This window comes from Collinsella sp. AF37-9 (assembly GCF_003475115.1).
GTDB lineage: Bacteria > Actinomycetota > Coriobacteriia > Coriobacteriales > Coriobacteriaceae > Collinsella.
In genome coordinates, this window is the sequence record NZ_QROQ01000007.1 from 1 (window position 1) to 23,016 (window position 23,016).

The window sequence follows — 23,016 nt, forward strand, 5'->3', positions numbered from 1 at the left end:
GTTATACCCTAAGAGCAAACCACCCTTTTTAAGGGTGGTTCTGATTTCACGTCACCTTGCTCGCTTGGGGCCGTTTTCGCTGACGTTGCCAAGACATCGGCGTCAACATGGTTGGCGTTGGCGATGGCGTGCTGGTCAATCCTTACAGCTCGTACAGCGTGGTGAACTTGTCCTGCAGGTAGCTGCAGTAGTAGCGGGCATCGAACGCCATGCCGCATGCGCCCTTGATGAGCTCCGGCGCGTCCTTGGCGCGGCCCCACTGCCAAATGTGCTCGCCCAGCCACGCGCGGACGGGTGCCAAGTCGCCGCTCGCACAGGCGCCGTTGAGGTCGACACCGTCGCGGCACATGGCCGGCACAAACATGGCGTCGTAGGCGCTACCCAGTGCATACGTGGGGAAGTAGCCAAACGAGCCGCCGCTCCAGTGCGTATCCTGCAGACAGCCGCGCGTGTCGTCGGGAACGGGAATGCCCAGATACTCGTCCATAAAACGATTCCAAAGCGCGGGGATGTCCTTGGCCGTGGCCTCGCCGGCAAACAGCATGCGCTCGATCTGGTAGCGCACCATAATATGCAGTGGGTAGGTGAGCTCGTCCGCCTCGGTGCGGATCAGCGACGGCTGCGCGATGTTCACGGCGCGGTAGAGCGTATCCTCGTCCACGCTACCGTAGACCTCGGGCACGTGGCGGCGCAGCACTTCGAGCAGCGGTCCCATAAAGGCGCGGCTGCGGCCCACGGTGTTCTCAAAGAAGCGGCTCTGGCTCTCGTGGATGCCCATGGAGGTGCCGCCCTCCAGGCAGGTGCGCGCGTAGGCGGGGTTCACGCCCAGCTCGTACATGGTGTGACCGGCCTCGTGGATGATGCTGTAGACGTTGGAGATGCAGTCGTCCTCGTAGATGTGCGTCGCGATGCGCGCGTCACCCACGGAAAAGCCCTCGCTAAACGGGTGCTCGGTAAAGGCAAGCGTGGTGTCGTCCAGGTCCAGGCCGACAAGCTTCATAAGGTCGAAGCTCATGGCACGCTGGGCGGCCTCTGGCACGTGGGCGTGCAAAAAGTCGGCAGCCGGCTGCTGGCCGCGCTCGCCGATGGCGTGCACGAGCGGCACGACCGTCGCCTTGACCTCATCGCAAAACGCGTCGAAGCTCTTGGCGGAAAGGCCGCGCTCGTACTGGTCGAGCCAAACATCGTATGGGTCGCGCTTGGGGTCCATGAGCTCGGCCTGATGCTTAAGTTGGGCGACGATTCTATCCACATAGGGCTCAAAGCTCGCCCAGTCATTGGCCGTCTTGGCCTTGTGCCACACGGCGTCGGCCTCGCAGGTGAGCCTGGTCCAGGCCTCGGCTTCCTCGGTGGGGATGACGCTTGCCTCGCGCTGGTCGCGGCCGAGTACGCGAATCTCGTTGAGCAGCTGCGGGTCGTCGATCTTGCCGCCCGCGACGGTCTCTCGTGCCAGCGAGCGCACAAGTTCGACAGACTTTTTGCTGGTCAGCAGCTTGTGATGCTCGCCAGCAAGGGTGCCCATAGCATCGGCGCGGGCCGCGGCGCCGTTGGCGGGAGCAATGGTCGCGCCGTCAAACTCGGCAATCTTGAGCAGGTACTCGCGAGTCCACAGCTTGCCTTCGAGCTTGCGGAATTTTTTGACGGCCTTATCGACCTTCATGCCTTTGGATGTCTTGCCCGCTGCAGGCTCGGCCTTCTTATCGAGTTTCTTTCCCATACCATATCCTTGATCTCGTGAGCCGAGCGCTTCGGGTGGGCGCGCGGCCAGTTTGCACAGCTACCTGCCTTGTACCCAGTGCGAACAAAACGGAACGCGGCGATGCACACGCAGAATGTGTTATCCTATAGCCCAATGCGTTGACGGAGAGGGTTTTGCCCGCCGCGTCGCCGGCAAGAGAGGGAAGGTCATGGGCTGCGAGCCTTCCTGCGGTGACAAGGGCCAAGCGTTCACTCCCGAGCAGCGACCTCAACGGGCACGCGGCCAGCGGCGGCGAAGCCCCAGTAGGGAAGCCGTGAGCCTCGCGACAAGGGGCACAGAGTGGGCGCGGCGGGCCAGACATCCGCCGGGTCAAACAAGGTGGTACCGCGGAATTCAACCGTCCTTGGGCAATGCACATGCCCGAGGGCGGTTTTTTTGTTACCGAACCGGGCCGCACATCCGCAGCTCCGGGTGGCTCCAGCCGCCGCGGCAAGTGGATGCGCGAGAGACGAAAGGGAAGACATGAGTCTGATTGATGATCTGGTCAAACTCGAGGAAGAGGCCAAGGAGCTCGTCGCAGGCGCCGATGACGCCGCCAAGCTCGAGGCTGCGCGTGTTGAGCTGCTCGGTCGCAAGGGTCGTATCACCGGCTTGATGCGCATGATGGGCAAGCTCGCCCCCGAGGATCGTCCCGTGATGGGCAAGCGCGCCAACGAGATGCGCCAGCTGATCGAGGGCATGCTCGACGAGCGAAACACCGAGATGAAGGCCGCCGCCCTCAAGCGCGCACTCGAGCACGACGCCGTCGACATCACGCTGCCGGGCATCCGTCCGCAGATCGGCCACCAGCACCTGATCAAGCAAATCATCGAGGAGGCCGAGGACATCTTCTGCGGCATCGGCTACACCGTCGAGTCCGGCCCCATGGTCGACACCTCTTACTACAACTTCACCGCGCTCAACGCTCCCATGGATCACCCGAGCCGCTCGGCTCGCGATACCTTCTACGTGGTCGACAACAACCCCGGCAGCGTCGCGCACCCCGAGGCTCACGCCCACGGCGAGTCCGACGTGCTGCTGCGCACCCAGACTTCGGGCGTGCAGATCCACACCATGGAGTCGCAAAAGCCGCCCATCTACATGATCTGCCCGGGCACCGTCTACCGTCCCGACACGGCCGATGCCTGCCACCTGCCGCAGTTCAACCAGATCGAGGGCCTGGTCGTCGACGAGGGCATCACCTTTGGCGACCTGAAGGGCACGCTCGACTACTTTGTTAAGTGCATGTTTGGCGAGGATCGCAAGACGCGTTACCGCCCGCACTTCTTCCCCTTCACCGAGCCCAGCTGCGAGGTGGACGTGAGCTGCCACGTGTGCGGCGGCAAGGGCTGCAACTTCTGCAAGCACAGCGGCTGGATCGAGATCTTGGGCTGCGGCATGGTCGACCCCAACGTCCTGATCAACTGCGGCATCGACCCCGAGAAGTACACCGGCTTCGCCTTTGGTATTGGCGCCGAGCGCGTCGCGGCCCTGCGCTACGACCTGCCGGACCTCAGAACGCTCATGACAGGCGATATGCGCTTCCTGAACCAATTTTAAGTCGACCTGTCCCGGCGGCTTCCCGAGCCACCGCACCTTGCCTTTCAATCGTCGGTTGCGTACCTAAGTACGCGGCCCTCCTCTTTCAAGGCAATCTGCGGCACCTCGGAAACCCGTCTCCGTAGCTGGAGTTTTCCGACTGTTTATTGCAGGCGTTACAGATGAAAGGAGACCAGTTAGATGCGCGTTTCTTACGACTGGCTCAAGACCATGATCGATATTCCGGAGGATCCTAAGACCCTCTCGGACGAATATATCCGTACCGGCACCGAGGTCGAGGCGATCGACACCGTGGGCGAGTCCTTCGACCACGTGGTGACCGCCAAGGTGCTCACCAAGACCCCGCACCCCGATAGCGACCATATGTATGTATGCTCGGTCGACGTGGGTGACAAGAACCTCGACGCCGACGGCAACCCCGCCCCGCTGCAGATCGTCTGCGGTGCGCAGAACTTCGAGGCCGGCGACCACATCGTCACGGCCATGATCGGCGCCGAGCTGCCCGGCGACATCAAGATCAAGAAGAGCAAGCTCCGCGGCGTCGTGTCCATGGGCATGAACTGCTCCGCGCGCGAGCTCGGCCTGGGCGGCGACCACTCCGGCATCATGATTCTGCCCGAGGACACGCCCTGCGGCATGCCGTTTGCCGAGTACGTGGGCTCGAGCGACACCGTGCTCGACTGCGAGATCACGCCCAACCGCCCCGACTGCCTGTCCATGATCGGCATGGCCCGCGAGACCGGCGCCATCTTCGACCGCGATTTCCACGTTGATCTGCCCGCCATCAAGGCGGAGACTGGCCGCGCGACCGACGACGAGCTTTCCGTCGAGATCGCCGACGAGGGCCTGTGCGACCGCTACGTTGCCCGCATCGTGCGCAACGTGAAGGTTGGCCCGTCGCCCGACTGGATGGTCAAGCGCCTCAACGCCCTGGGCGTGCGTCCGCACAACAACATCGTCGACATCACCAACTACGTGATGATGCTCACCGGTCAGCCGCTGCACGCCTTTGACCTGTCAACCTTTGCCGAGCGCGAGGGCCATCGCCGCGTGGTGGTTCGCGCCGCCCAGCAGGACGAGAAGTTCACGGCCCTCGACGGCGAGGAGCGCACGCTCGACGCCGGCATGGGTCTCATCACCGACGGCGAGCGTCCCGTGGCGCTGGCCGGCGTTATGGGCGGCATGGATTCCGAGATTGAGGACGACACCGTCGACGTGATGGTCGAGAGTGCCTGCTTCAATGCCGGTCGCACCTCGCACACCAGCCGCGACCTGTCGCTGATCTCCGACGCCTCCATCCGCTTTGAGCGTCAGGTCGACGAGACCGGCTGCGTGGATGTGGCCAACGTGGCCTGCGCGCTCATCGAAGAGATTGCCGGCGGCGAGGTCGCTCCCGGCTATGTGGACGTGTTCCCCGCGCCCAAGACCATCGACAGCATTAAGCTGCGCCTAGCCCGCGTGCACGCCATCTGCGGTGCCGACATCGAGCCCGACTTTATCGAGCGTTCGCTCACCCGTCTGGGCTGCACCGTCGAGCGCGAGGGCGAGGACTTTATGGTCACCCCGCCGAGCTTCCGTCCCGACCTGCCGCGCGAGATTGACCTGATCGAGGAGGTCCTGCGCCTGTGGGGCATGGGCCGTGTGACGGCGACCATCCCGGCTGCCAAGAACCACATCGGCGGTCTGACCCGCGAGCAGAAGCTCACCCGCAAGGTCGGCGAGATCCTGCGCGCCTGCGGCCTCAACGAGACCACGACCTTTGGCTTTGCCGCCCCGGGCGACCTGGAGAAGATCGGCATGGCCACCGAGGGCCGCGGCTGCCCCGTGGTGCTCATGAATCCGCTGGTAGCTGAGCAGACCGAGATGCGTCGTTCGCTGCTGCCGGGCCTGCTGCAGTCCGTTGCCTACAACGAGGCCCACGGCACGGCCAACGTGCACCTGTACGAGGTCGGCAACCTGTTCCACGGTCGCGAGAACGCCAGCCTGCCCAAGGAGACCAAGTCCGTGGCGGGTGTGCTCTCGGGCCAGTGGAGCGAGCAGTCCTGGAACATGAAGTACCGCAAGCTGCGCTTCTTCTTTGGCAAGGGCATTGTCGAGGAGCTGCTCGCCCAGCTGCGCATCGAGAAGGTTCGCTTCCGTCCCGTCGAGGGCGAGAGCTATGCCTTCCTGCAGCCGGGTCGTGCTGCCGAGGTGCTCTCGGGCGGTACCGTGCTGGGCTGGGTCGGCGAGATTCACCCCGAGGCGCGCGAGGCTATGGGCATTGACGAGGTCGTCGTTGCCTTTGAGCTCGACCTGGATAAGCTGATCAAGGGCGCCCGCAACCAGGAGAACTACCGTGAGTTCTCGCAGTACCCGGCCGTTGAGCACGACCTCGCTATCGTGGTCGACAACACTGTGACCTGCGAGGATCTTGAGCGCCGTATTACCAGCGCCGGCGGCAAGCTGCTCGAGGGCGTGCGCCTGTTCGATGTCTACCGCGATCCGGTTCGCATTGGCAAGGGCAAGAAGTCCATGGCCTTTGCGCTTACATATCGCTCCGACGATCATACGCTTACCAGCGAAGAGGTCGAGAAGGCGTACCAGAAGATTGTCACCAAGGTATGCAAGGGCGTAAACGGCGAGGTTCGCTCGTAATCTTTGCCGTTCGGAACCCGCCCCCTGCGGGGTTTTCACGGCAACGTCCTCGCCGCTTCGCGGCTGCGGGATGTTGCCTTAGAAAACCCCTCTCGGGGGCGGATTCCTGCGTTAACCTTGTTGCGAGCGGACCGCACCTTCTTCCGGGTGACCGGAAAGTTGGGAGTGCATGGGCCTTTATTGGACGGTGCGTGGACCTGGGTTAATAACGTACGTATTGCAAGGGCGTGCTGCGTTGTGGGCGGTGCGCCTTTTTGTTAGTATGCAGAGTCGGTGTTACGGATTGTTGGAAACGTAACACGCAACGTTCTGATTGAGAGGGCTCATGCATATTCCCGATAATTATCTGTCCCCGCAGACCGATGCCGTTATGGCGGTGGCGATGGTGCCCGTTTGGGTCCATTGCATCAAAAAGGTACGCGCCACGCTCGATCGCGAGCATATGGCCTTTCTGGGTATTTGCGCTGCGTTCTCCTTTTTGCTCATGATGTTCAACGTGCCGCTGCCCGGCGGCACCACTGGTCACGCCGTCGGCGGCGCACTCATCGCGCTGCTGCTGGGCCCCGAGGCCGCGGCTATCGCTGTCTCGGTCGCGCTGGCGCTGCAGGCGCTGCTGTTTGGCGACGGCGGCGTTCTGTCGTTTGGCGCCAACTGCTTTAACATGGCCTTTGTGCTGCCGTTTGTCGCTGCTATCGTGTTCCGTGCGCTCAACAGCCGTCTGCACGACAAGAGCTGGGGCACCTCGGTTTCTGCCATCGTGAGCGGTTGGGTCGGCCTGTGCCTGGCGGCCCTGTGCGCGGCAATCGAGTTTGGTATTCAGCCGATGCTCTTCACCAACGCTTCGGGCGCCCCTCTGTACTGCCCCTTCCCGCTGTCCGTGGCTATTCCGGCCATGTTGATCCCGCATATGCTGGTTGCCGGCGTGATCGAGGGCGTGGCGACGGCCGCCATCTACGGCTTCATTAAGAAGACGGCGCCGAGCATTATCGTCGGCCCCGAAGCCGCCGATGGCCAGCTTGCCGCCGATGGTACCGCCAAGAAGACTTCCCTGATTCCCACGCTCATTCTGGTCGCCGTGCTTGTCGTGGCTACGCCGATCGGCTTGCTCGCCACCGGTGACGCCTGGGGTGAGTGGGACGCCGAGGGCGCCGCGACCGCCGTTCAGGAGGCTGGCGACGACAGCCTGCAGGCTTCGGTCGGCCTCGATACCCCGACCTTTGCCGACGCCCTGCCCACGGGCGATTATCTGCAGGCCTATTCCGAGGAGCAGGGCCTTGGCTTTGCCGGCCAGGCCGCGATGTATATTCTTTCGGGCGTGATTGGCGTGGCGGTGCTCACCATCGCATTCCGCCTGGTCTCGCTGACGGTCAAGGAAAGCGGTGCTCATGGCAATAGCCGAGCTGCCTAGCTGGCTTGCGGTCGAGCAGTGTTACGAGCCCGCGGGGGCTCGGCATCGTGTAATGCAAAAGAATGTCCTGCACCTGGCGAGCCTGCTTGAGCGGGTTCGCCTGGGTGGAGGCGCGAACGAGGGCGGGTCGATGGTCGACCGCGCCCTTTCTTGCGTTTCGGCTCCGGTGCGCCTGGTGGGGATGTTCGTCTGCGTTCTGTGCGTGTGTCTGACGCAAAGCCCGCTGTACCTCATGTTGATGGCGGCCATCGCGCTGGTGCTCGTTGCCGTGCGCCCCGTACGCGGGCTGCGTGCGACCTTTGTTCCGGCGCTCGGCGCCACGGGGCTTGCGGTGGTTCTGGCACTGCCTGCCCTGCTGCTAGGCGCGTCTGCCACGGGCGCCATGCTCAAGATCGCGCTCAAGACGTTCATTAATGTGTCGCTTGTGCTGGGCGTTTCATGGACGCTTACCTGGAGCCGCATGTCGGCGGCGCTCAAGATGCTGCATCTACCCGACGAAGTTATCTTTACGTTTGATATGGCGCTCAAACACATCGAGGTGCTGGGACGCACGGCGCACGATCTGTGCGAATCGGTCATGCTGCGCAGCGTCGGTTCCGCGCCTGCGGGTTTTTCGCGCACCGACTCGCTGGCGGGTATCATGGGCATGACGTTTATCAAGGCGATGGAATGCAGCCGCGCGATGGACGAGGCTATGCTTTGCCGCGGCTTTGCCGGTGCGTATCCGGCACCCGCGCGCGCCGGGTTTGGCTGGCGTGATGCGGTCTATGCGGCCGTCGTGGTGCTGCTCGCCGTGTTGTGCGCGGTGCTGTAGCGCGGGCGGCCGAGCCGTCGATGTGGATAGGGAAGGGCGACGTTTTGGCAAACGATACGAATGGCGTGATGGGCGCGAGCGGTGCTACTGGCGCCAAGAGCGTGCCGCTCATCGAGTTCCGCGACGTGGTGTTCTCCTATGCGGGGCATACGGTTGTCGATGGTGTGTCGCTGCAGGTCGATCGTGGTGAACTCGTTGCCCTACTCGGTCCCAACGGCTGCGGTAAGACGACGATTATGCGCCTTATCAACGGTCTTGAACTAGCGGACGCGGGTGCGTACCTGTTTGACGGGCACGTGATCGATGCGGCATATCTCAAGGATTCCGCAGCCGCTCAGCGTTTTCATCAGCGCGTGGGCTTTGTGTTCCAGAATGCCGATGCGCAGCTCTTTTGCGCTACGGTGGGCGAGGAGGTCGCGTTTGGTCCCGCGCAGATGGGGCTGCCGGCAGACGAGCTCGAGCGCCGCGTGCGCGATGCCATGGAGCTGTTCCAGGTTGCCGATCTGGTCGATGCCTCGCCCTATCAGCTTTCGGGCGGGCAAAAGAAGCGCGTTGCGCTGGCTGCGGTGGTGTCGATGAACCCCGATATCCTAGTGCTCGATGAGCCCACCAACGGGCTCGATGAGGACTCGTGCCACATCGTAGTCAACTTTTTGCTGGCCTACGTTGCTGCCGGTAAGACGGTTTTGATGAGTACGCACCATCAAGATTTGGTGCGCCGCCTGGGGGCCCGTGCCATCTATATCGATCGATATCACCATGTGGTCGAGGCGCCCGTGCCGTCGTATGGAACCGAAAGCGGTGCTGCGGAATAGTTGCTGCGTAGGGTATGTATGGCCGCCTGTGCGACTCTGCCGTGATGGTATAGTTAACCAGGTTTTATGGGGGTGGCTATGCCAAGTTGGAACATTCATATCGCTCAAACGGAGCGCTTGCTGGCACGTGCTAGCGTGCTTGCCGATAGCGTGCGCGACCGCAATGCCTTTTTGTTTGGCTGCGTGGTTCCGGATATCTTCGTGGGCTATATGGTTCCTGGCATCGCCGATCCCATCCCGTACCGCATTACGCACTTTGCAAAGCCCGAGCCTATCCCTAAGCCGCGCGAGCACGAGTTCTGGGATACCTATGTGGCGCCGCTGCTTAAAGGCGCATCCGCGGGCGAACCTGCTGAGGCTACCTCGATTGTCGAGGAGCGCGGGCGACTGAACCGCGTGCACTATCCTCAGCGCTACAGGGATGCCGAGCCGGTTGTCGGTCCCGGCGCCTGTGAGTTCTCGCTTGCGTCCGAAGATGTGGCGCAGTCGCTGCTCGATTTAACGCTGGGCGTCTGGTCGCATCTGGTGGCCGACACGGTATGGAACACGCGTGTGAACCAGTATCTGGAAGTACACGGCGGCAAGCCGTGCGAGGAATTCCGCATTAAAAAGCAGGGTGATTTTGACTGGTTTGGCAAGACGCTGGGCATCGTTTCCATTCCGCGTGCGACCGATCGCCTCTATACCGCTGCGACGCGTTTTGGGCAGTATCCCATCCATAAAGAATATGTGCTCAAGACTATCGGCGTCATGCACGAGATTGTACGCGAAAACCCCGGCGAGCCCGATCATCCGCCGTATCGACTGCTGACCGAGGAGTTTTTCGATGCAACGTTTACCGAGGTCATCGAGCTAACCGAGGCGGGATTTGCGGCTCGCGTTGCTGCTTCTGACGTTCCCGCAGTCCCCCTGATCGCTAGCTGCTAGCTGGCCGGCTTAACGGCGAACAGCTCATCCCAATCGACCAATAGCTCCCGCCGCAGGGCATCTTCGGTGGTGCGCTCGGCATCGGAGAGGCTTGCGACTGAACGCAAATCGATGAAGCTGCATATGAAGAAGGTCTTAAAAAAGGGCCCGGAAGGCAATGCCTTCCGGGCCCTTTGCAATGCAAACATGCTTGCAAGTACGACTTAACGCACCTGAGCGACGTAAGCGACGTTGGTCGAGGAGACCTTGTCCTCGAGCTGGACGCTCATGCGGGGATCGCCGGCGGTAGCGACGGTCAAATCGCCAGCCTCGACGTAGCCGAGCTCCTTAGCGGTCTCGATCGCCTTGACGATCGTGCCGTTGACGGTGCCCTGGGTAATCTCGGCCTGGTGCGGGATAACGCCCCAGTACATGATCATCTGCTGGACGGCCCACTCGTGGCGGGAGAACGCGCAGATCGGCATGTTGGGGCGGAAGTGCGAGATCAGGCGAGCGGTACGACCGGTGGTCGTCGGCACGGTGATGCACTTGGCGCCAACGGTGGTGGCCATGTTCACAGCGGACATACCCACAACGTTGTTGACGACGCGGGTGCCGTGAGCGTCGGCCGGAACCTCGAGCGGAGCGTGGGCCGGGAGGTACTTCTCGGTCTCGAGAGCAATGCTGGCCTGCATCTTAACGGCCTCGACCGGGTACTTACCGGCAGCGGACTCGCCGGACAGCATAACGGCGTCGGTGCCGTCGTAGATGGCGTTAGCAACGTCGGCAACCTCGGCGCGCGTCGGGCGCGGGTTCTGCTGCATGGAGTCGAGCATCTGCGTAGCGGTGATAACGGGCTTGTAGGCCGCGTTGCACTTGGCGATGATCTCCTTCTGGATGTGCGGAACGAGCTCGGGCTTGATCTCGATACCCAGGTCGCCACGGGCGACCATGATGCCGTCGGAAGCCTCGAGGATCTCGTCGAAGTTCTCGACGCCCAGGGCGCACTCGATCTTCGGGAAGATCGTCACGTGCTCGCCACCGTTCTCGCGGCAAAGCTTGCGGATGCCGCGGACGGACTCGCCGTCACGGATGAAGGAAGCGGCGATGTAGTCGATGTTCTCGGTCAGGCCAAAGAGGATGTCCTGACGATCGCGCTCGGTGATGGCGGGCAGCGAAATGTTGACGTTGGGCATGTTGACGCCCTTGCGCTCGCCAATCAGGCCGTCGTTCTTAACGACGCAGGTCATGTCCTGGCCGCTGACGGACTCGACCTCGAGGGCAACCAGGCCGTCATCGATCAGGATGAGGGAGCCCTTCTCGACCTCGGAGGGCAGAGCCAGGTAGTCGAGGGAGATGTGCTCAGCGGTGCCGTGGAAATCCTCGGACGTGGGCTGAGCGGTGACGACAATCTTGTCGCCGGTCTTGACGGCAACCTTCTTGCCATCGACCAGAAGGCCGGTGCGGACCTCGGGGCCCTTGGTGTCGAGCAGGATGCCGACGGGCAGACCGAGCTCCTTGGAAATACGACGGACGCGCTCGATGCGACCGTGGTGCTCGTCGTAGGATCCGTGCGAGAAGTTAAAACGGGCGACGTTCATGCCCGCCTTGATCATCTCGCGGATGGTCTCGTCGCTATCGCAGGCGGGACCCATGGTGCATACAATCTTGGTGCGCTTGTACATTCAGACCTCCATCTGACATCGTCTTGCGCTGATAGATAAACCATAAGAAATAAAACCGAAATGATTATAACGAAATGCCGACCGAATACCCCAAAAAATCGACCGTATGCCGAAATGGAAGTTCATTTTTTGCGAGAAAAACGGTATATGAAAATCTTTACCAACCGCTCTAACCGCTGCTATCTGGGCGATATTTCAGTTTGACGATGTGCCGAAGAAAAAACGTTTTACCAATGTTGAGCATCACACGGTCTGCACCGTTGCGTGCGGACCATATTTCCAAACCGATTGTTTTGGCTAGACGCGTCGCTTTGGGGTACCATAGCTCCACTATCAACTGCCGCTCAGCACGGCAGCCTTGATGAGCCCTTGCCCTTCTCCTGGGAATTATGATCGGGCATCAATCTGCTGAGTGGCCCGAATCCCAGGAGGGGACTCTATATGCAAAAGGAATACCTGTCCGCCGCGGCGGAGGTGCTCAGCGACCAAGGTGTCGATGAGAACCTCGGCCTGAGCAACGGCGAGGCGTCGTCGCGCCTCGCCAAGACAGGCCCTAACAAGCTCGAGGAAGCCGAGAAGACGCCGCTGTGGAAGCGTTTCTTTGAGCAGATGGCCGACCCCATGGTCATCATGCTGATCGTTGCCGCCGTCATCAGCGCGCTTACGGGCGTGGTCAAGGGCGAGGCGGACTTTGCCGATGTCGCCATCATCATGTTCGTCGTTATCGTCAACTCGGTGCTGGGCGTGGTCCAGGAAGCCAAGAGCGAGGAGGCCCTCGAGGCCCTGCAGGAGATGAGCGCGGCGCAGTCCAAGGTGCTGCGCGACGGCAAGCTCGTGCATCTGCCGAGCGCCGAGCTCGTGCCTGGCGACGTGATCATGCTCGAGGCGGGCGACTCCGTCCCGGCCGATTGCCGCGTGCTCGAGAGCGCCACGATGAAGATCGAGGAGGCCGCCCTTACCGGCGAGTCCGTGCCCGTCGAGAAGCATGCCAACGTGATCGAGCTCGCCGCCGGCACCGACGACGTGCCGCTCGGCGACCGCAAGAACATGTGCTACATGGGTTCCACCGTGGTATACGGCCGCGGCCGTGCCGTCGTGGTCGGCACCGGCATGAACACCGAGATGGGCAAGATTGCCGGCGCTCTTGCCGAGGCCAAGGAAGAGCTCACGCCGCTGCAGGTGAAGCTCGCCGAGCTCAGCCGCATCCTTACCATTATGGTTATTGTCATCTGCGTCGTGATCTTTGGCGTCGACATCCTCCGCCACGGCGTGGGCAACGTCCTCACCGACCCGACTGCCTTGCTCGACACCTTTATGGTTGCCGTCTCGCTCGCCGTCGCTGCCATTCCCGAGGGTCTGGTCGCCGTCGTGACCATCGTGCTGTCGCTCGGCGTGACCAAGATGGCCAAGCGCCAGGCGATTATCCGTAAGCTTTCCGCCGTCGAGACCCTTGGCTGCACGCAGACCATCTGCTCGGACAAGACCGGCACGCTTACCCAGAACAAGATGACCGTCGTCAAGCACGAGCTCGCTGCGCCCAAGGAGAAGTTCCTGGCCGGCATGGCACTGTGCTCCGATGCTCAGTGGGACGAGGAGCTGGGCGAGGCCGTGGGCGAGCCGACCGAGTGTGCACTCGTCAACGATGCCGGCAAGGCGGGCCTCACTGGCCTGACTGCCGAGCACCCGCGCGTGGGCGAGGCCCCGTTCGACTCGGGCCGCAAGATGATGTCCGTGATCGTCGAGACCCTGGACGGCGAGTACGAGCAGTACACCAAGGGCGCGCCCGACGTGGTGATCGGCCTGTGCACCCATATCTACGAGGGCGATAAGGTCGTTCCGCTGACTGAGGAGCGCCGCGCCGAGCTCGTGGCGGCCAACAAGGCCATGGCCGACGAGGCCCTGCGCGTGCTGGCGCTGGCAAGCCGCACCTACACCGAGGTCCCGAGCGACTGCAGCCCCGCTGCGCTCGAGCACGATCTGGTCTTCTGCGGCCTGTCCGGCATGATTGACCCGGTCCGTCCCGAGGTGGCCGACGCTATCCGCGAGGCGCACGACGCCGGTATCCGCACCGTCATGATCACGGGTGACCATATCGACACCGCCGTGGCCATTGCCAAGCAGCTGGGAATCGTCACCGATCGCAGCCATGCCATCACCGGTGCCGACCTCGATCGCATGAGCGACGAGGAGCTCGACGCGCACATCGAAGACTACGGCGTGTACGCCCGTGTCCAGCCCGAGCACAAGACCCGTATCGTCGAGGCTTGGAAGTCGCGCGACCAGATCGTGGCCATGACAGGCGATGGCGTCAACGACGCCCCGTCCATCAAGCGCGCCGACATCGGCGTTGGCATGGGCATCACCGGTACCGATGTCACCAAGAACGTCGCCGACATGGTGCTTGCCGACGACAATTTCGCCACCATCATCGGTGCCTGCGAAGAGGGCCGTCGCATCTACGACAACATCCGCAAGGTCATCCAGTTCCTGCTTTCGGCCAACCTTGCCGAGGTCTTCTCGGTGTTTATCGCCACGCTCATCGGCTTTACCATCTTCCAGCCGGTGCAGCTGCTGTGGGTGAACCTGGTTACCGACTGCTTCCCTGCGCTCGCGTTGGGCATGGAGGATGCCGAGGGCGACATCATGAAGCGCAAGCCGCGCAACGCCAAGGACGGCGTCTTTGCTGGCAACATGGGTCTGGACTGCGTGGTCCAGGGCTTAATCATCACCGTGCTGGTGCTGGCGAGCTTCTTTGTGGGCGTGTACTTTGACATGGGCTACATCCACATCGCCGATATGATCGCCGGCAATGCCGACGAGGAAGGCGTGATGATGGCGTTCATCACGCTCAACATGGTCGAGATTTTCCACTGCTTCAATATGCGCAGCCGTCGTGCGTCGCTGTTCACCATGAAGAAGCAGAACAAGTGGCTGTGGGCTTCCGCCGCGCTGGCACTGGTGCTGACGGTGATCGTGACCGTGCAGCCGACGCTTGCCGAGATGTTCTTTGGCCCCGTGACGCTTGAGCTCAAGGGCGTTCTTGCCGCGCTGGGCCTTGCCTTCCTGATCATCCCGCTGATGGAGATCTACAAGGCGATCATGCGCGCGGTCGAGAAGGAGTAAGTTAACCTGTCCGGGCCCGCCCCTGCGTGTTTTCTTCTTCGCTGGTCCTCGCGCTTCGCGCTGCGGGATCGCTCAGAAGAAACCCCTCCCGGCGTCGGGCCTTCGGATAACCTCTCGGGACCATGAGCTGAGGGAAAGTGTGTGAGCCGGTCGAGCGTTTGCTCGACCGACTCTTTTTTGTGGGAAAATACCTGCTCAGTTGTGATTTATGGTGCTGGGAGGCGCTTGTGGGCAAGGCTAGGGCTAAGGCGAAGAAAAAGACGACGGGGGCGCGGGCTAAGCGCGATCGTCGTCGGAAGCTCGCGACCGAGGCTCCCGCACCTGCTGAGGAGCTGCTGGCAAGCGTGCCGGGACTCGACGCGCTGCAGGACGTTCCGGCGTTCGATGACCTGCCGGTCGATGAAGCTCAGCAGGCTGCCTTTGATGATTTCTGCGCACATGCTGAGGAACCCGAGCAGATGCAGCTTGGCACCGTGGTGCGCTTGGATCGCGGGTTTCCACTGGTGGCGACTGCCGATGACACGTTTCGTGCCGAGCATGCTGTGGGGTTTGCCAAGTCACGCGGCGAGGACGAGGTCCTGCTGCCTGCCGTGGGAGATCGTGTGGCGGTGCGCCGCGCTCCCGGGCACGATATGGGCGTGATTGAGTGCGTGCTGCCGCGCCGTACGAGCTTTGAGCGTTGGCGCGGCCGTGCCCGCGGAGAGCGCCAGGTGCTCTGCTCCAACGTGGATAGCGTGCTAATCGTGCAGGCGCTCGGTGCCGGCGAGGTGCTGCTCGACCGCGTGGCGCGCTCGCTGGTGTTGGCGCTCGACTGCGATGCCGAACCGGTGGTGGTACTCACCAAAGCTGACCGCTGCGATGCCGGGGAGCTCGAGCGCGATCTAGACCGCGTGCGCCGCCTGGTGGGTCCGGACGTGCGCGTGATCGTGACGTCCTCTGCCGAGGGCCGCGGCCTGGACGAGGTCCGTGCCTGCGTGCCTGCCGGGAGCTGCGCCATGATTCTGGGCGAGTCGGGTGCCGGCAAGTCGACGCTGCTCAATGCGCTGCTGGGCCACGATACGTTGGCGACCGGCGGTGTGCGCGAACGCGACGACCAGGGCCGTCACACTACCGTCGCGCGCGTGATGGTAGCGCTGCCGGGCGACGCCGGCGTGATCGCCGATGCCCCGGGCCTGCGCAGCTTACCGCTCGTGGGTCACGAGCGGGGTCTGGCGCGCGCCTTCCCCGAGATTGTCGAGGCATCGCGCGCGTGCCGGTTTGGCGATTGCACGCATACCCATGAGCCGGGTTGCGCCGTTCGCGAGGCCGAGGACGCCGGGCAGATCGACAGTCTGCGTTTGGAAACGTTCCAAAACCTGGCGTCATCCATGCGCGTGAGTGCTCAAATGCTCGATCCCGATGTCCATCTGTAATTGATTTTTCCTATGACTGCCGTCTCCCAACTGTTCGGGAGACGGCTTTTTTGCTGTGGAAAAGCCTCGAAACATGCAGTTTGCTGACGTGCTGACCAAAACCTTGCCACGAGCTTGACGGGCTGGTCAGTTTTTGGTCAGCGATTGGTTTGACATCGAAAACCAAGATCGCGATTGCGCCGCTTTGCGCTCTGACCGCCCAGACAATGGTGGTACGGGCATTCGCCCGGCACTGCCATGAGAGGAGCGGCCGTGAACAAGAGCAAGCGCATCGCCATCAGTCTGGTCGCGGGCGTGCTCGCTGCTCTGCTTTGCATGGTTTACGGCTCGTCGATCCGCTCGCAAGCCGAACAGGTCCAGGCTGAGACCTTGGCCAAGTACGGTGGCGATCGCGTCGAGGTATGCGTCGCGGCGCGCGATATCGATGTGGGCGAGACCCTCGATGAGACCAATGTCATAACCCAGGAATGGCTGACGAGTCTGCTGCCGCGTGACGCGGCGACCGAGCTGCGCCAGGTGCGCGGCGACGTGACGACTTCGCGTATTCCCAAAAACGCCGTGATCTGCAATGTCTACACCAAGGCCGAGAATCACAAGCTCGAGGTGCCTAAGGGCAAGGTTGCCGTTTCGGTGGCGGTCGATGCCGAGCACTCGGTCGGCGGTGCTACGGGCGTGGGCAGCTACGTGGATGTGTATGTGCAAAAAGACGGCGTAACCGATCGGCTGTGCGGCGCGCACGTGATCGATACCAGTGAGGATTCCGGTGCCACGCGCGAGGGCAAGATCGAATGGGTGACGCTGGCGGCTGACCCCGAAGACGTCAAGGAACTGTTGGGTGCCTCGGGCAAGGGAACGGTCAGCTTGACGATTCCCGCCACGGCGCGCGGTAAAAAGAGCGGAGGCGACGAGTGATGAAGGCGATCTGGCTTGCGTGCTGCGCGTGCGGCGATTACGGGCTGTTGCAGCGGGAAGTCGAGGGTCGTGATGCGGGCGCACAGGTGCTTCGCGTGGGTGATCTGGACGGGCTGGTTTCCATGGCGCGGGCGTTTCCGTCGCGCCGCGGGGCTGCCATCATCGCGGCGTCTCTGTTTGATGCCGAAGATGTGCGCAAGACTGTTGCGCGCCTGACGGCCGAAGGCCGCGTGAGTCGCGTGGTCGTGTTGATAGAAGCGCTCGATCCGTCGGATATCGAGGGGTTGTTTCGCGCGGGGGCGACCGAGGTCATCGCTGCGCACAGTATATGCGGCAACGGGCGCGCGGGCGAGGGAGCGGTTGATTCCGATCGGCGCATGACGATTGAGCCCGATGCTTTTGTTGATAGGGAACCCGGGGCGCCTCGCGCTACAAGAGGCCCGCGTGTTGATGATTATGGAAAAGCGGAAGCCGAGCATGGTCGGCGCCCCCGGAACCCCCTTGTATATGATGACGCTGGAGGGCCGGCGCAGCATGCTGGCGACTACCCGGCTGTAGATATGGGATACGTGCACGGCGTGAATCTGGCGGATGAACTCGACGAAGTTGAGGGCTTTGCCGGGTGCGGCGAGTTGTCGCTGATGCAGCATGAGCAGATTGCACAGAACGAGCCTGCCTCGCAGACCGAGCAAGCCGCCATGCCGGCTTGGACGCAGCGTGTGGTTGCGGCGGGGGAGACGGGGACGCTGTCACCGACGCCCGCCCCGCCGCCTCCGATGCCGCCGGCAGACGCTGCCGCTCCGCCGCATCGAGCTCCGGTCATCTGCGCCATTTCGGGTTCGGGCGGTTGCGGCAAGTCGACGATCGTTGCCACCATGGCACACACATCGTCGCTGTTGGGCTTGCGTGCCGCCGTGCTCGACCTGGACCTGATGTTTGGAAACCTTTACGACTTGTTAGGCGTCGATGCTCCGCGCGATATGGCGGCACTTATCGAGCCGTCGGCGGCGGGCGCGCTCACCGAGCCGGATATCGTAGCCACTTCGATGCGCGTGGCGCCGGGCGTTACGCTCTGGGGTCCCGTTGCGGCTCCCGAGCAAGCCGAGCTCATGGCACGTCCGGTGGAGCTACTGCTTGATGTTCTGCGTCGCGAATCCGACGTGGTCTTTATCGATACCTCGGTCTTTTGGGGCGACGCCGTGGCGGCTGCGGTGGCAGCGAGCGACCGTTGCCTGGTCGTTGGCGATGCGGCGGTGTCGTCCGCGACATCGGCGTCGCGCGTCATTGAACTGGCAAGTCGAGTAGGTGTGCCGCGCACGCGCATGAGCGCCGTGTTCAACCGGTTCGGTGCGCGCGGGGCAGACGAGGACGTCGCCATGCGCTTTGAGATTGCCTGTGCGTTGAGCTCCAAGATTCGTATCGCCGATGGCGGGCAGGATCTCGCCGCGCTCATGGCGTTTGGACGCGCTGACGAGGCAGTGGGTCAGACGAGCGCTTTTGCGACCAGCGTGCGCGAGGCCACGCGCGAGATGCTCGTGGAACTGGGGTGCGCCGTCGGCCCCTGGAGCGATATGGTCGCCGACCGTGCAACGCGCACTGAACGCCCGCGTATTCGCCTTCCCTGGTCGCGCGAGGGTGATCAGCGATGAGCCTGCAAACAAGGATTAAGGCTGCCGGCGCTGCAGCGGCGGCAGCGCCTGTAGATGCGGGGCGTCGCCGCGCCGTGAAACGACGCACCAAGCGCGCCGTGATGGACCGCATGGGTTACGACGAAGTGGCGCGTATCAGCGCCTATATCGACCCGGCACTTGCCCGCTCGGAATTGCGTCCCGCGGTGGAGGCGGCGCTCAATGTTGAGGAGCCGACCGATCTCGCGACGCCCGAGCGCGAGACCATCATCGACGAGATTTTGGATGACGTGGTGGGCTTGGGGCCGTTGCAGCCGCTCATCGAGGACGATACCGTTACCGAGATCATGATCAACGGCTGCCGCTCGGCTTTCTTTGAACGCGGCGGCGTCTTGTACCCCATCGAGCATGCGTTTGAGGATGATGAGCAGATCCGTGTGCTTATCGATCGCATCATCTCGCCACTTGGCCGCCGTATCGACGAGCGCAGCCCCATCGTCAACGCCCGCCTCAAAACGGGCTATCGCGTCAACGCGGTGATTCCGCCCGTGGCGATTGACGGACCGATTCTCACCATCCGAAAGTTCTCGGACCGCATCTGCTCGCTGGACGAGCTTGTGGGGCTGGGGTCGCTGCCGCTTTGGTATGCGCAGCTGTTGTCATGCGCGGTGTCGCTGCGACAGGACCTGGCGGTTGCGGGAGGCACGGGATCTGGTAAGACCACCCTGCTCAACGCGTTGTCATGCGAGATTTCCACCGGCGAGCGCATCGTGACGATCGAGGACTCTGCCGAGCTCAAGTTTGCGCATCATCCGCACGTGGTGCGCCTAGAGGCGCGCGAGGCTTCAATTGAGGGTGAGGGCGCGGTGACGATCCGCGACCTGGTAACTAATGCCCTGCGCATGCGCCCCGACCGCATCGTGGTGGGCGAGGTGCGCGGTGCCGAGTGCTGCGACATGTTGCAGGCCATGAACACGGGCCACGACGGGTCGCTCACCACACTTCATGCGGGTTCAGAACAGGAGACCGTGGTGCGTCTGACGTTGCTTGCACGTTATGGCATCGATCTGCCGAGCGAGCTCATCGAGGAGCAGATTGCCATGGCACTCGACGGCATCGTGATGTCCGAGCGCCACGCCGATGGCAGGCGCTTCGTCTCCTCGTATTCGGGGGTGCGACGCGCCGCATCGGGCGGCGTAGAGCTCGAGCGCTATGTGACGTTCGATGCCGCCGAGTGCACCTGGACGCTTGATCGCGAGCCGCCGTTTATTGCAGAAGGCCTGCGGTCGGGGACGCTCACACAAGAGGAGGTGGACGAATGGAGATCACTGTGCCCCTCGTCGTAGGGGGCTTGGCAGGGCTTTCTGTCGCGACGGCGTGCGGGGCGGAACCTCGTGTGCCGCAGGTACCGCCGGCGGAGCTGGCACGTCAGGCGCTCGAGACGGTGGCAGAGAAGCTGCCGCGTGAGCTGGTGGAAAACGATCTGCTGAAAAAGATCGCCCGTTCGTGGGCATCGCTGGCTCCGGCGCATCGCCTTGGCCTCGTGATCGAAGATGCTTCGGGACGTTTGGCGTTTCTGCTGCTATCGAGCGGTGTCTGCTGCGTTTTACTAACGATGGTGTCGTTATCGCCCCTCGGATTTGCCTTGGGACTTGTTGCTCCGTTTGCCGTTGGTGCCGCTCGGGATGGCTTTGAGAGCCGGCGCGAGCAACACGATGCAGAAGAGGCAATGCCCGAGGCGTTTACCGCACTTTCCATGTCGCTTGCCTCGGGACATTCGCTGGCCCAGGGCATGCGCTTTGTGGGCGCTCATGCGCAAGAGCCAGTGCATAACGAGTTTTTGCGGGTGGCGGCGGCGATCGATTGCGGCATCTCGGCGACCGACGCGCTCGATGACTTGCTCGTGCGTATCGACGCCCCCGGTCTTTCGCTTGTGACCTTGGCGCTTAAGGTGTCTCAGCGCACCGGCGCTCCGCTTGCCGACTTACTGTCCGAGGCATCGAGCATGGTGGGGGAGCGCATTGAGCTCAAGCGCCGCCTGGATGTTAAGACGTCGCAGGCTCGCATGTCTGCGCATATGGTCGCGGCGATGCCGGCGGGCATGTGCGCGGTGTTGGCGCTGCTTTCGGCAGATTTTCGTCGCGGTCTTGCGACGCCTGCCGGCGCGGGCGCTGTGGTGCTGGGTCTTGCCCTCAACGCCGTTGCCCTGGTGGTTATCCGGCGCATTATGAGGGTGGAGCTATGAGCGCCCTGGTTGCAGTTGCGGCTTGCCTGTGCGCCCTGAGTGTATTTGTCGCGACGGGTTTGGATCGGGTGGATGCGCGCAAGATCGCAGGGGCCTGCAAGCGCGAGGCGGTGCTGGTCGCTGCTGCGGGTTGCTCGGTGGTCGATGCTCTGACCGCGCGAGTGAAGGGCGCGGTTGGAGCGGGCGGCCCGGCGCGAGTGTCGCTCGGCGAAGTGTCCGAGATGATCGATGTTGTGCGCTTGGGTCTTTCGGCCGGTCTTTCGTTTGATGCGGCGCTTGAGATTTTCTGCGCCAACCGCCGGTCAGTGCTGGCTCTTCGCCTTGAGCGCGCCTGCATGGCGTGGCAGGTGGGCGTGGGCACGCGTGAGGACGAGTTGTTGGCCGCCGCGCGCGACCTGGACGTGCGAGCGCTCGAGACCTTTGCCATCACGGTGGGGCAGGCGCTCGCCCTGGGTGCCCCACTTGCCGAGACGCTGGCCGCTCAAAGTCGCGAGATCCGTGCGGCTCATCGCGCTGCGGTCGAGCGCGAGATCGAACGTGCGCCCGTCAAGCTGCTGATTCCCACCGGCACGCTCATCTTGCCGGCGTTGCTTCTGTCCATATTGGGCCCGCTGCTGGGAGCAGGCGGGATGATGTAGGGAGGAATACATGAACACGATGGTCGAAGTTGCTGACAAGGCTTGGAACTGGGCTTTTTGCCGGGCGATCCGCGCTCGCCAGCATGCCAAGGAGCTGTTGCGGGAGGAGAGCGCGCAGGGTACCACCGAGTACGCCATTTTGGTGGGCGTGCTTGTGGTGATCGCGATTATTGCCATCGTTGCATTTAAAGGCAAGGTCCAAGATCTATGGAACGCTATCAGCGAGGGCATCAACAGCCTGTAGAGGGCGAGCGCCCCATCGGGGTGCTGCTGGTGTTTGCTTGCCTGACCGTGGCGATAGTGGCGGTGCTTTGGGGGCTTAATGCCGCGCGGCAGCAGCGTCCTGGGGCCGCCTTCGATTCGGGCTCAGATTCGGCGGTGGCGTCTCAAAAAGATGAGATGCGAGATGCGGACGATTCGGATGTCGCTGTCACGGCGCAAACCTTTCTGCGGACGCTCGACAAGCGGTCTGGCACTGCGACGGATTCGCCTGAGGACAATGCGATTGCGGTCCGGCTTGCATGGTCCGAGGACCGACCGATGACCGAGGCAGCGGCGGATATGTTACGCGCCTACCGCGAGGTGCCAACGGCCCAGCTCGCCCTGAGCGGCTATCTCGATATTAAGGGCAACGTATGGGGCGCCATCGTGCGCGATGGGCGCGGTTGGGTCGATATGGTGACGGTTGCCGCGGATGCTGGCGATGCTTCGTGTCGTCTGCGCGCCGTGCGTCTGGTCCCGCAAACAATAAGCTCAAAGGAGGGATCGTGAAATGCATGGCGTTCTGCGTGAAGAGGTTGCCCAAGCGACTGTGGAATACGCCATCGTCACGGTGGCGCTGTTATCGATCGTGCTGGCGATCGCGGGGCTTTGGCGTGCTGGCACCGATGGTCGCTTGGCGGCGCTGGTTGAGCGGGCGGCATCCCATGGCGTTGCCTCGACGTCGGTTATCGACGTCGCTGCGGGCGCTAAGGACATCGCGTTGTATTGATATCGCGCGCGAGGACCGGGCGCAGTCTACGGTCGAGGCCGCTTTTTTGCTGCCGACGTTTTTGACGCTCATCCTTCTCGCACTGCAACCGGTGTGCCTGCTTTATACGCGCGCGGTCATGGAGTCTGCCGCCGCCGAGACCGCGCGGCTCATGACCACGACGACGGCGGAGGACGACGATCTTAAGGAGTTCACCCGCCGCCGGCTTGCCGCAGTGCCCAACGTTTCGATCTTTCATGCCGGCGGGCCGCTGTCGTGGGATATCGAGCTTGGCCGGGCCGGTGCGGGTGGCGTCTCGTCCGTGTCCGTTTCCGGCGAGGTCAAGCCGTTGCCCGTGATCGGTGCGTTTGCGCAGGCTATGGGTGGTGCCGCCGAGGGCGGCTACGTTGAGCTCAAGGTCGATGTCTCGTATCAATCGCGTCCCGAATGGCTGGAGGGAGATTATGATTCGTGGATTGCTACATGGGATTAAGCGTTTCTGGTCTAGACGCGTTTTGACGCGCCGTC

At 62.8% G+C, this 23,016-nt stretch carries 19 protein-coding genes; 17 read left to right on the forward strand and 2 right to left on the reverse strand.

Translation table 11 applies throughout. The annotated features are described in order from the left end of the window. Window positions 1–142: 142 nt before the first annotated feature. Entirely contained in the window at window positions 143–1,717 is a 1,575-nt protein-coding gene (locus DW024_RS03470; protein WP_118376985.1) for a carboxypeptidase M32, read from the reverse strand. Window positions 1,718–2,221: 504 nt separating this feature from the next. Between DW024_RS03470 and pheS the strand changes: the two genes are divergently transcribed. The 6 genes from pheS (at window position 2,222) to DW024_RS03500 (ending at window position 9,896) form a co-directional block, all read left to right on the forward strand. Then, entirely contained in the window at window positions 2,222–3,298 is a 1,077-nt protein-coding gene (gene pheS / locus DW024_RS03475) for a phenylalanine--tRNA ligase subunit alpha (RefSeq protein ID WP_055250566.1), read from the forward strand. Window positions 3,299–3,478: 180 nt separating this feature from the next. After that, window positions 3,479–5,932, forward strand: a complete 2,454-nt coding sequence (pheT, locus tag DW024_RS03480) for a phenylalanine--tRNA ligase subunit beta (RefSeq protein ID WP_118376986.1) — start codon at window positions 3,479–3,481, stop codon at window positions 5,930–5,932. A 325-nt stretch (window positions 5,933–6,257) separates the two neighbouring features. Beyond that, entirely contained in the window at window positions 6,258–7,340 is a 1,083-nt protein-coding gene (gene cbiM / locus DW024_RS03485; protein WP_118376987.1) for a cobalt transporter CbiM, read from the forward strand. Beyond that, entirely contained in the window at window positions 7,318–8,154 is an 837-nt protein-coding gene (locus DW024_RS03490) for an energy-coupling factor transporter transmembrane protein EcfT (RefSeq protein WP_118377023.1), read from the forward strand. Before cbiM ends, DW024_RS03490 begins: the two co-directional genes overlap by 23 nt. A 44-nt stretch (window positions 8,155–8,198) precedes the next feature. Continuing rightward, a complete protein-coding gene (locus tag DW024_RS03495; protein ID WP_233504140.1) occupies window positions 8,199–8,969 on the forward strand; it encodes an energy-coupling factor ABC transporter ATP-binding protein in 771 nt (256 codons plus the stop codon). Window positions 8,970–9,047: 78 nt separating this feature from the next. After that, on the forward strand, window positions 9,048–9,896 hold the full coding sequence (locus tag DW024_RS03500) for a hypothetical protein (RefSeq protein WP_118376988.1): 849 nt from the start codon (window positions 9,048–9,050) through the stop codon (window positions 9,894–9,896). Window positions 9,897–10,099: 203 nt separating this feature from the next. On the opposite strand, the gene pyk is transcribed toward DW024_RS03500, so the two are convergent. Further along, on the reverse strand, window positions 10,100–11,560 hold the full coding sequence (pyk, locus tag DW024_RS03505; protein WP_117637393.1) for a pyruvate kinase: 1,461 nt from the start codon (window positions 11,558–11,560) through the stop codon (window positions 10,100–10,102). 441 nt (window positions 11,561–12,001) lie between these two features. Between pyk and DW024_RS03510 the strand changes: the two genes are divergently transcribed. From DW024_RS03510 to DW024_RS03555, 11 genes are all read left to right on the forward strand, one after another. After that, window positions 12,002–14,683 carry a cation-translocating P-type ATPase gene (locus DW024_RS03510; RefSeq protein ID WP_118376989.1) on the forward strand — a complete coding sequence of 894 codons (2,682 nt, stop codon included), beginning with the start codon at window positions 12,002–12,004 and terminating at the stop codon, window positions 14,681–14,683. Window positions 14,684–15,141: 458 nt separating this feature from the next. Beyond that, window positions 15,142–16,095, forward strand: a complete 954-nt coding sequence (rsgA, locus tag DW024_RS03515; RefSeq protein WP_199576922.1) for a ribosome small subunit-dependent GTPase A — start codon at window positions 15,142–15,144, stop codon at window positions 16,093–16,095. Window positions 16,096–16,347: 252 nt separating this feature from the next. Further along, complete coding sequence (cpaB, locus tag DW024_RS03520; RefSeq protein ID WP_233541324.1) at window positions 16,348–17,007, forward strand: Flp pilus assembly protein CpaB; 660 nt, start codon at window positions 16,348–16,350, stop codon at window positions 17,005–17,007. Beyond that, window positions 17,007–18,656, forward strand: a complete 1,650-nt coding sequence (locus DW024_RS03525) for a P-loop NTPase (protein WP_118376990.1) — start codon at window positions 17,007–17,009, stop codon at window positions 18,654–18,656. Before cpaB ends, DW024_RS03525 begins: the two co-directional genes overlap by 1 nt. Further along, a complete protein-coding gene (locus DW024_RS03530; protein ID WP_118373003.1) occupies window positions 18,653–19,981 on the forward strand; it encodes a CpaF family protein in 1,329 nt (442 codons plus the stop codon). The genes DW024_RS03525 and DW024_RS03530 overlap by 4 nt, the downstream gene beginning before the upstream one ends. Beyond that, window positions 19,954–20,880 carry a type II secretion system F family protein gene (locus tag DW024_RS03535; protein WP_118066132.1) on the forward strand — a complete coding sequence of 309 codons (927 nt, stop codon included), beginning with the start codon at window positions 19,954–19,956 and terminating at the stop codon, window positions 20,878–20,880. Before DW024_RS03530 ends, DW024_RS03535 begins: the two co-directional genes overlap by 28 nt. Then, entirely contained in the window at window positions 20,877–21,518 is a 642-nt protein-coding gene (locus DW024_RS03540) for a type II secretion system F family protein (protein ID WP_118066130.1), read from the forward strand. Before DW024_RS03535 ends, DW024_RS03540 begins: the two co-directional genes overlap by 4 nt. A gap of 10 nt (window positions 21,519–21,528) precedes the next feature. Then, the gene (locus DW024_RS03545; protein ID WP_118288839.1) at window positions 21,529–21,762 is read left to right on the forward strand and encodes a Flp family type IVb pilin; all 234 of its coding nucleotides are present in this window, start codon (window positions 21,529–21,531) and stop codon (window positions 21,760–21,762) included. After that, on the forward strand, window positions 21,726–22,289 hold the full coding sequence (locus DW024_RS03550; RefSeq protein ID WP_147352043.1) for a hypothetical protein: 564 nt from the start codon (window positions 21,726–21,728) through the stop codon (window positions 22,287–22,289). The genes DW024_RS03545 and DW024_RS03550 overlap by 37 nt, the downstream gene beginning before the upstream one ends. A 1-nt stretch (window position 22,290) precedes the next feature. Continuing rightward, on the forward strand, window positions 22,291–22,509 hold the full coding sequence (locus DW024_RS09985; protein ID WP_147352044.1) for a hypothetical protein: 219 nt from the start codon (window positions 22,291–22,293) through the stop codon (window positions 22,507–22,509). Then, window positions 22,445–22,981 carry a TadE/TadG family type IV pilus assembly protein gene (locus DW024_RS03555; protein ID WP_118376992.1) on the forward strand — a complete coding sequence of 179 codons (537 nt, stop codon included), beginning with the start codon at window positions 22,445–22,447 and terminating at the stop codon, window positions 22,979–22,981. The genes DW024_RS09985 and DW024_RS03555 overlap by 65 nt, the downstream gene beginning before the upstream one ends. Window positions 22,982–23,016 lie beyond the last annotated feature (35 nt).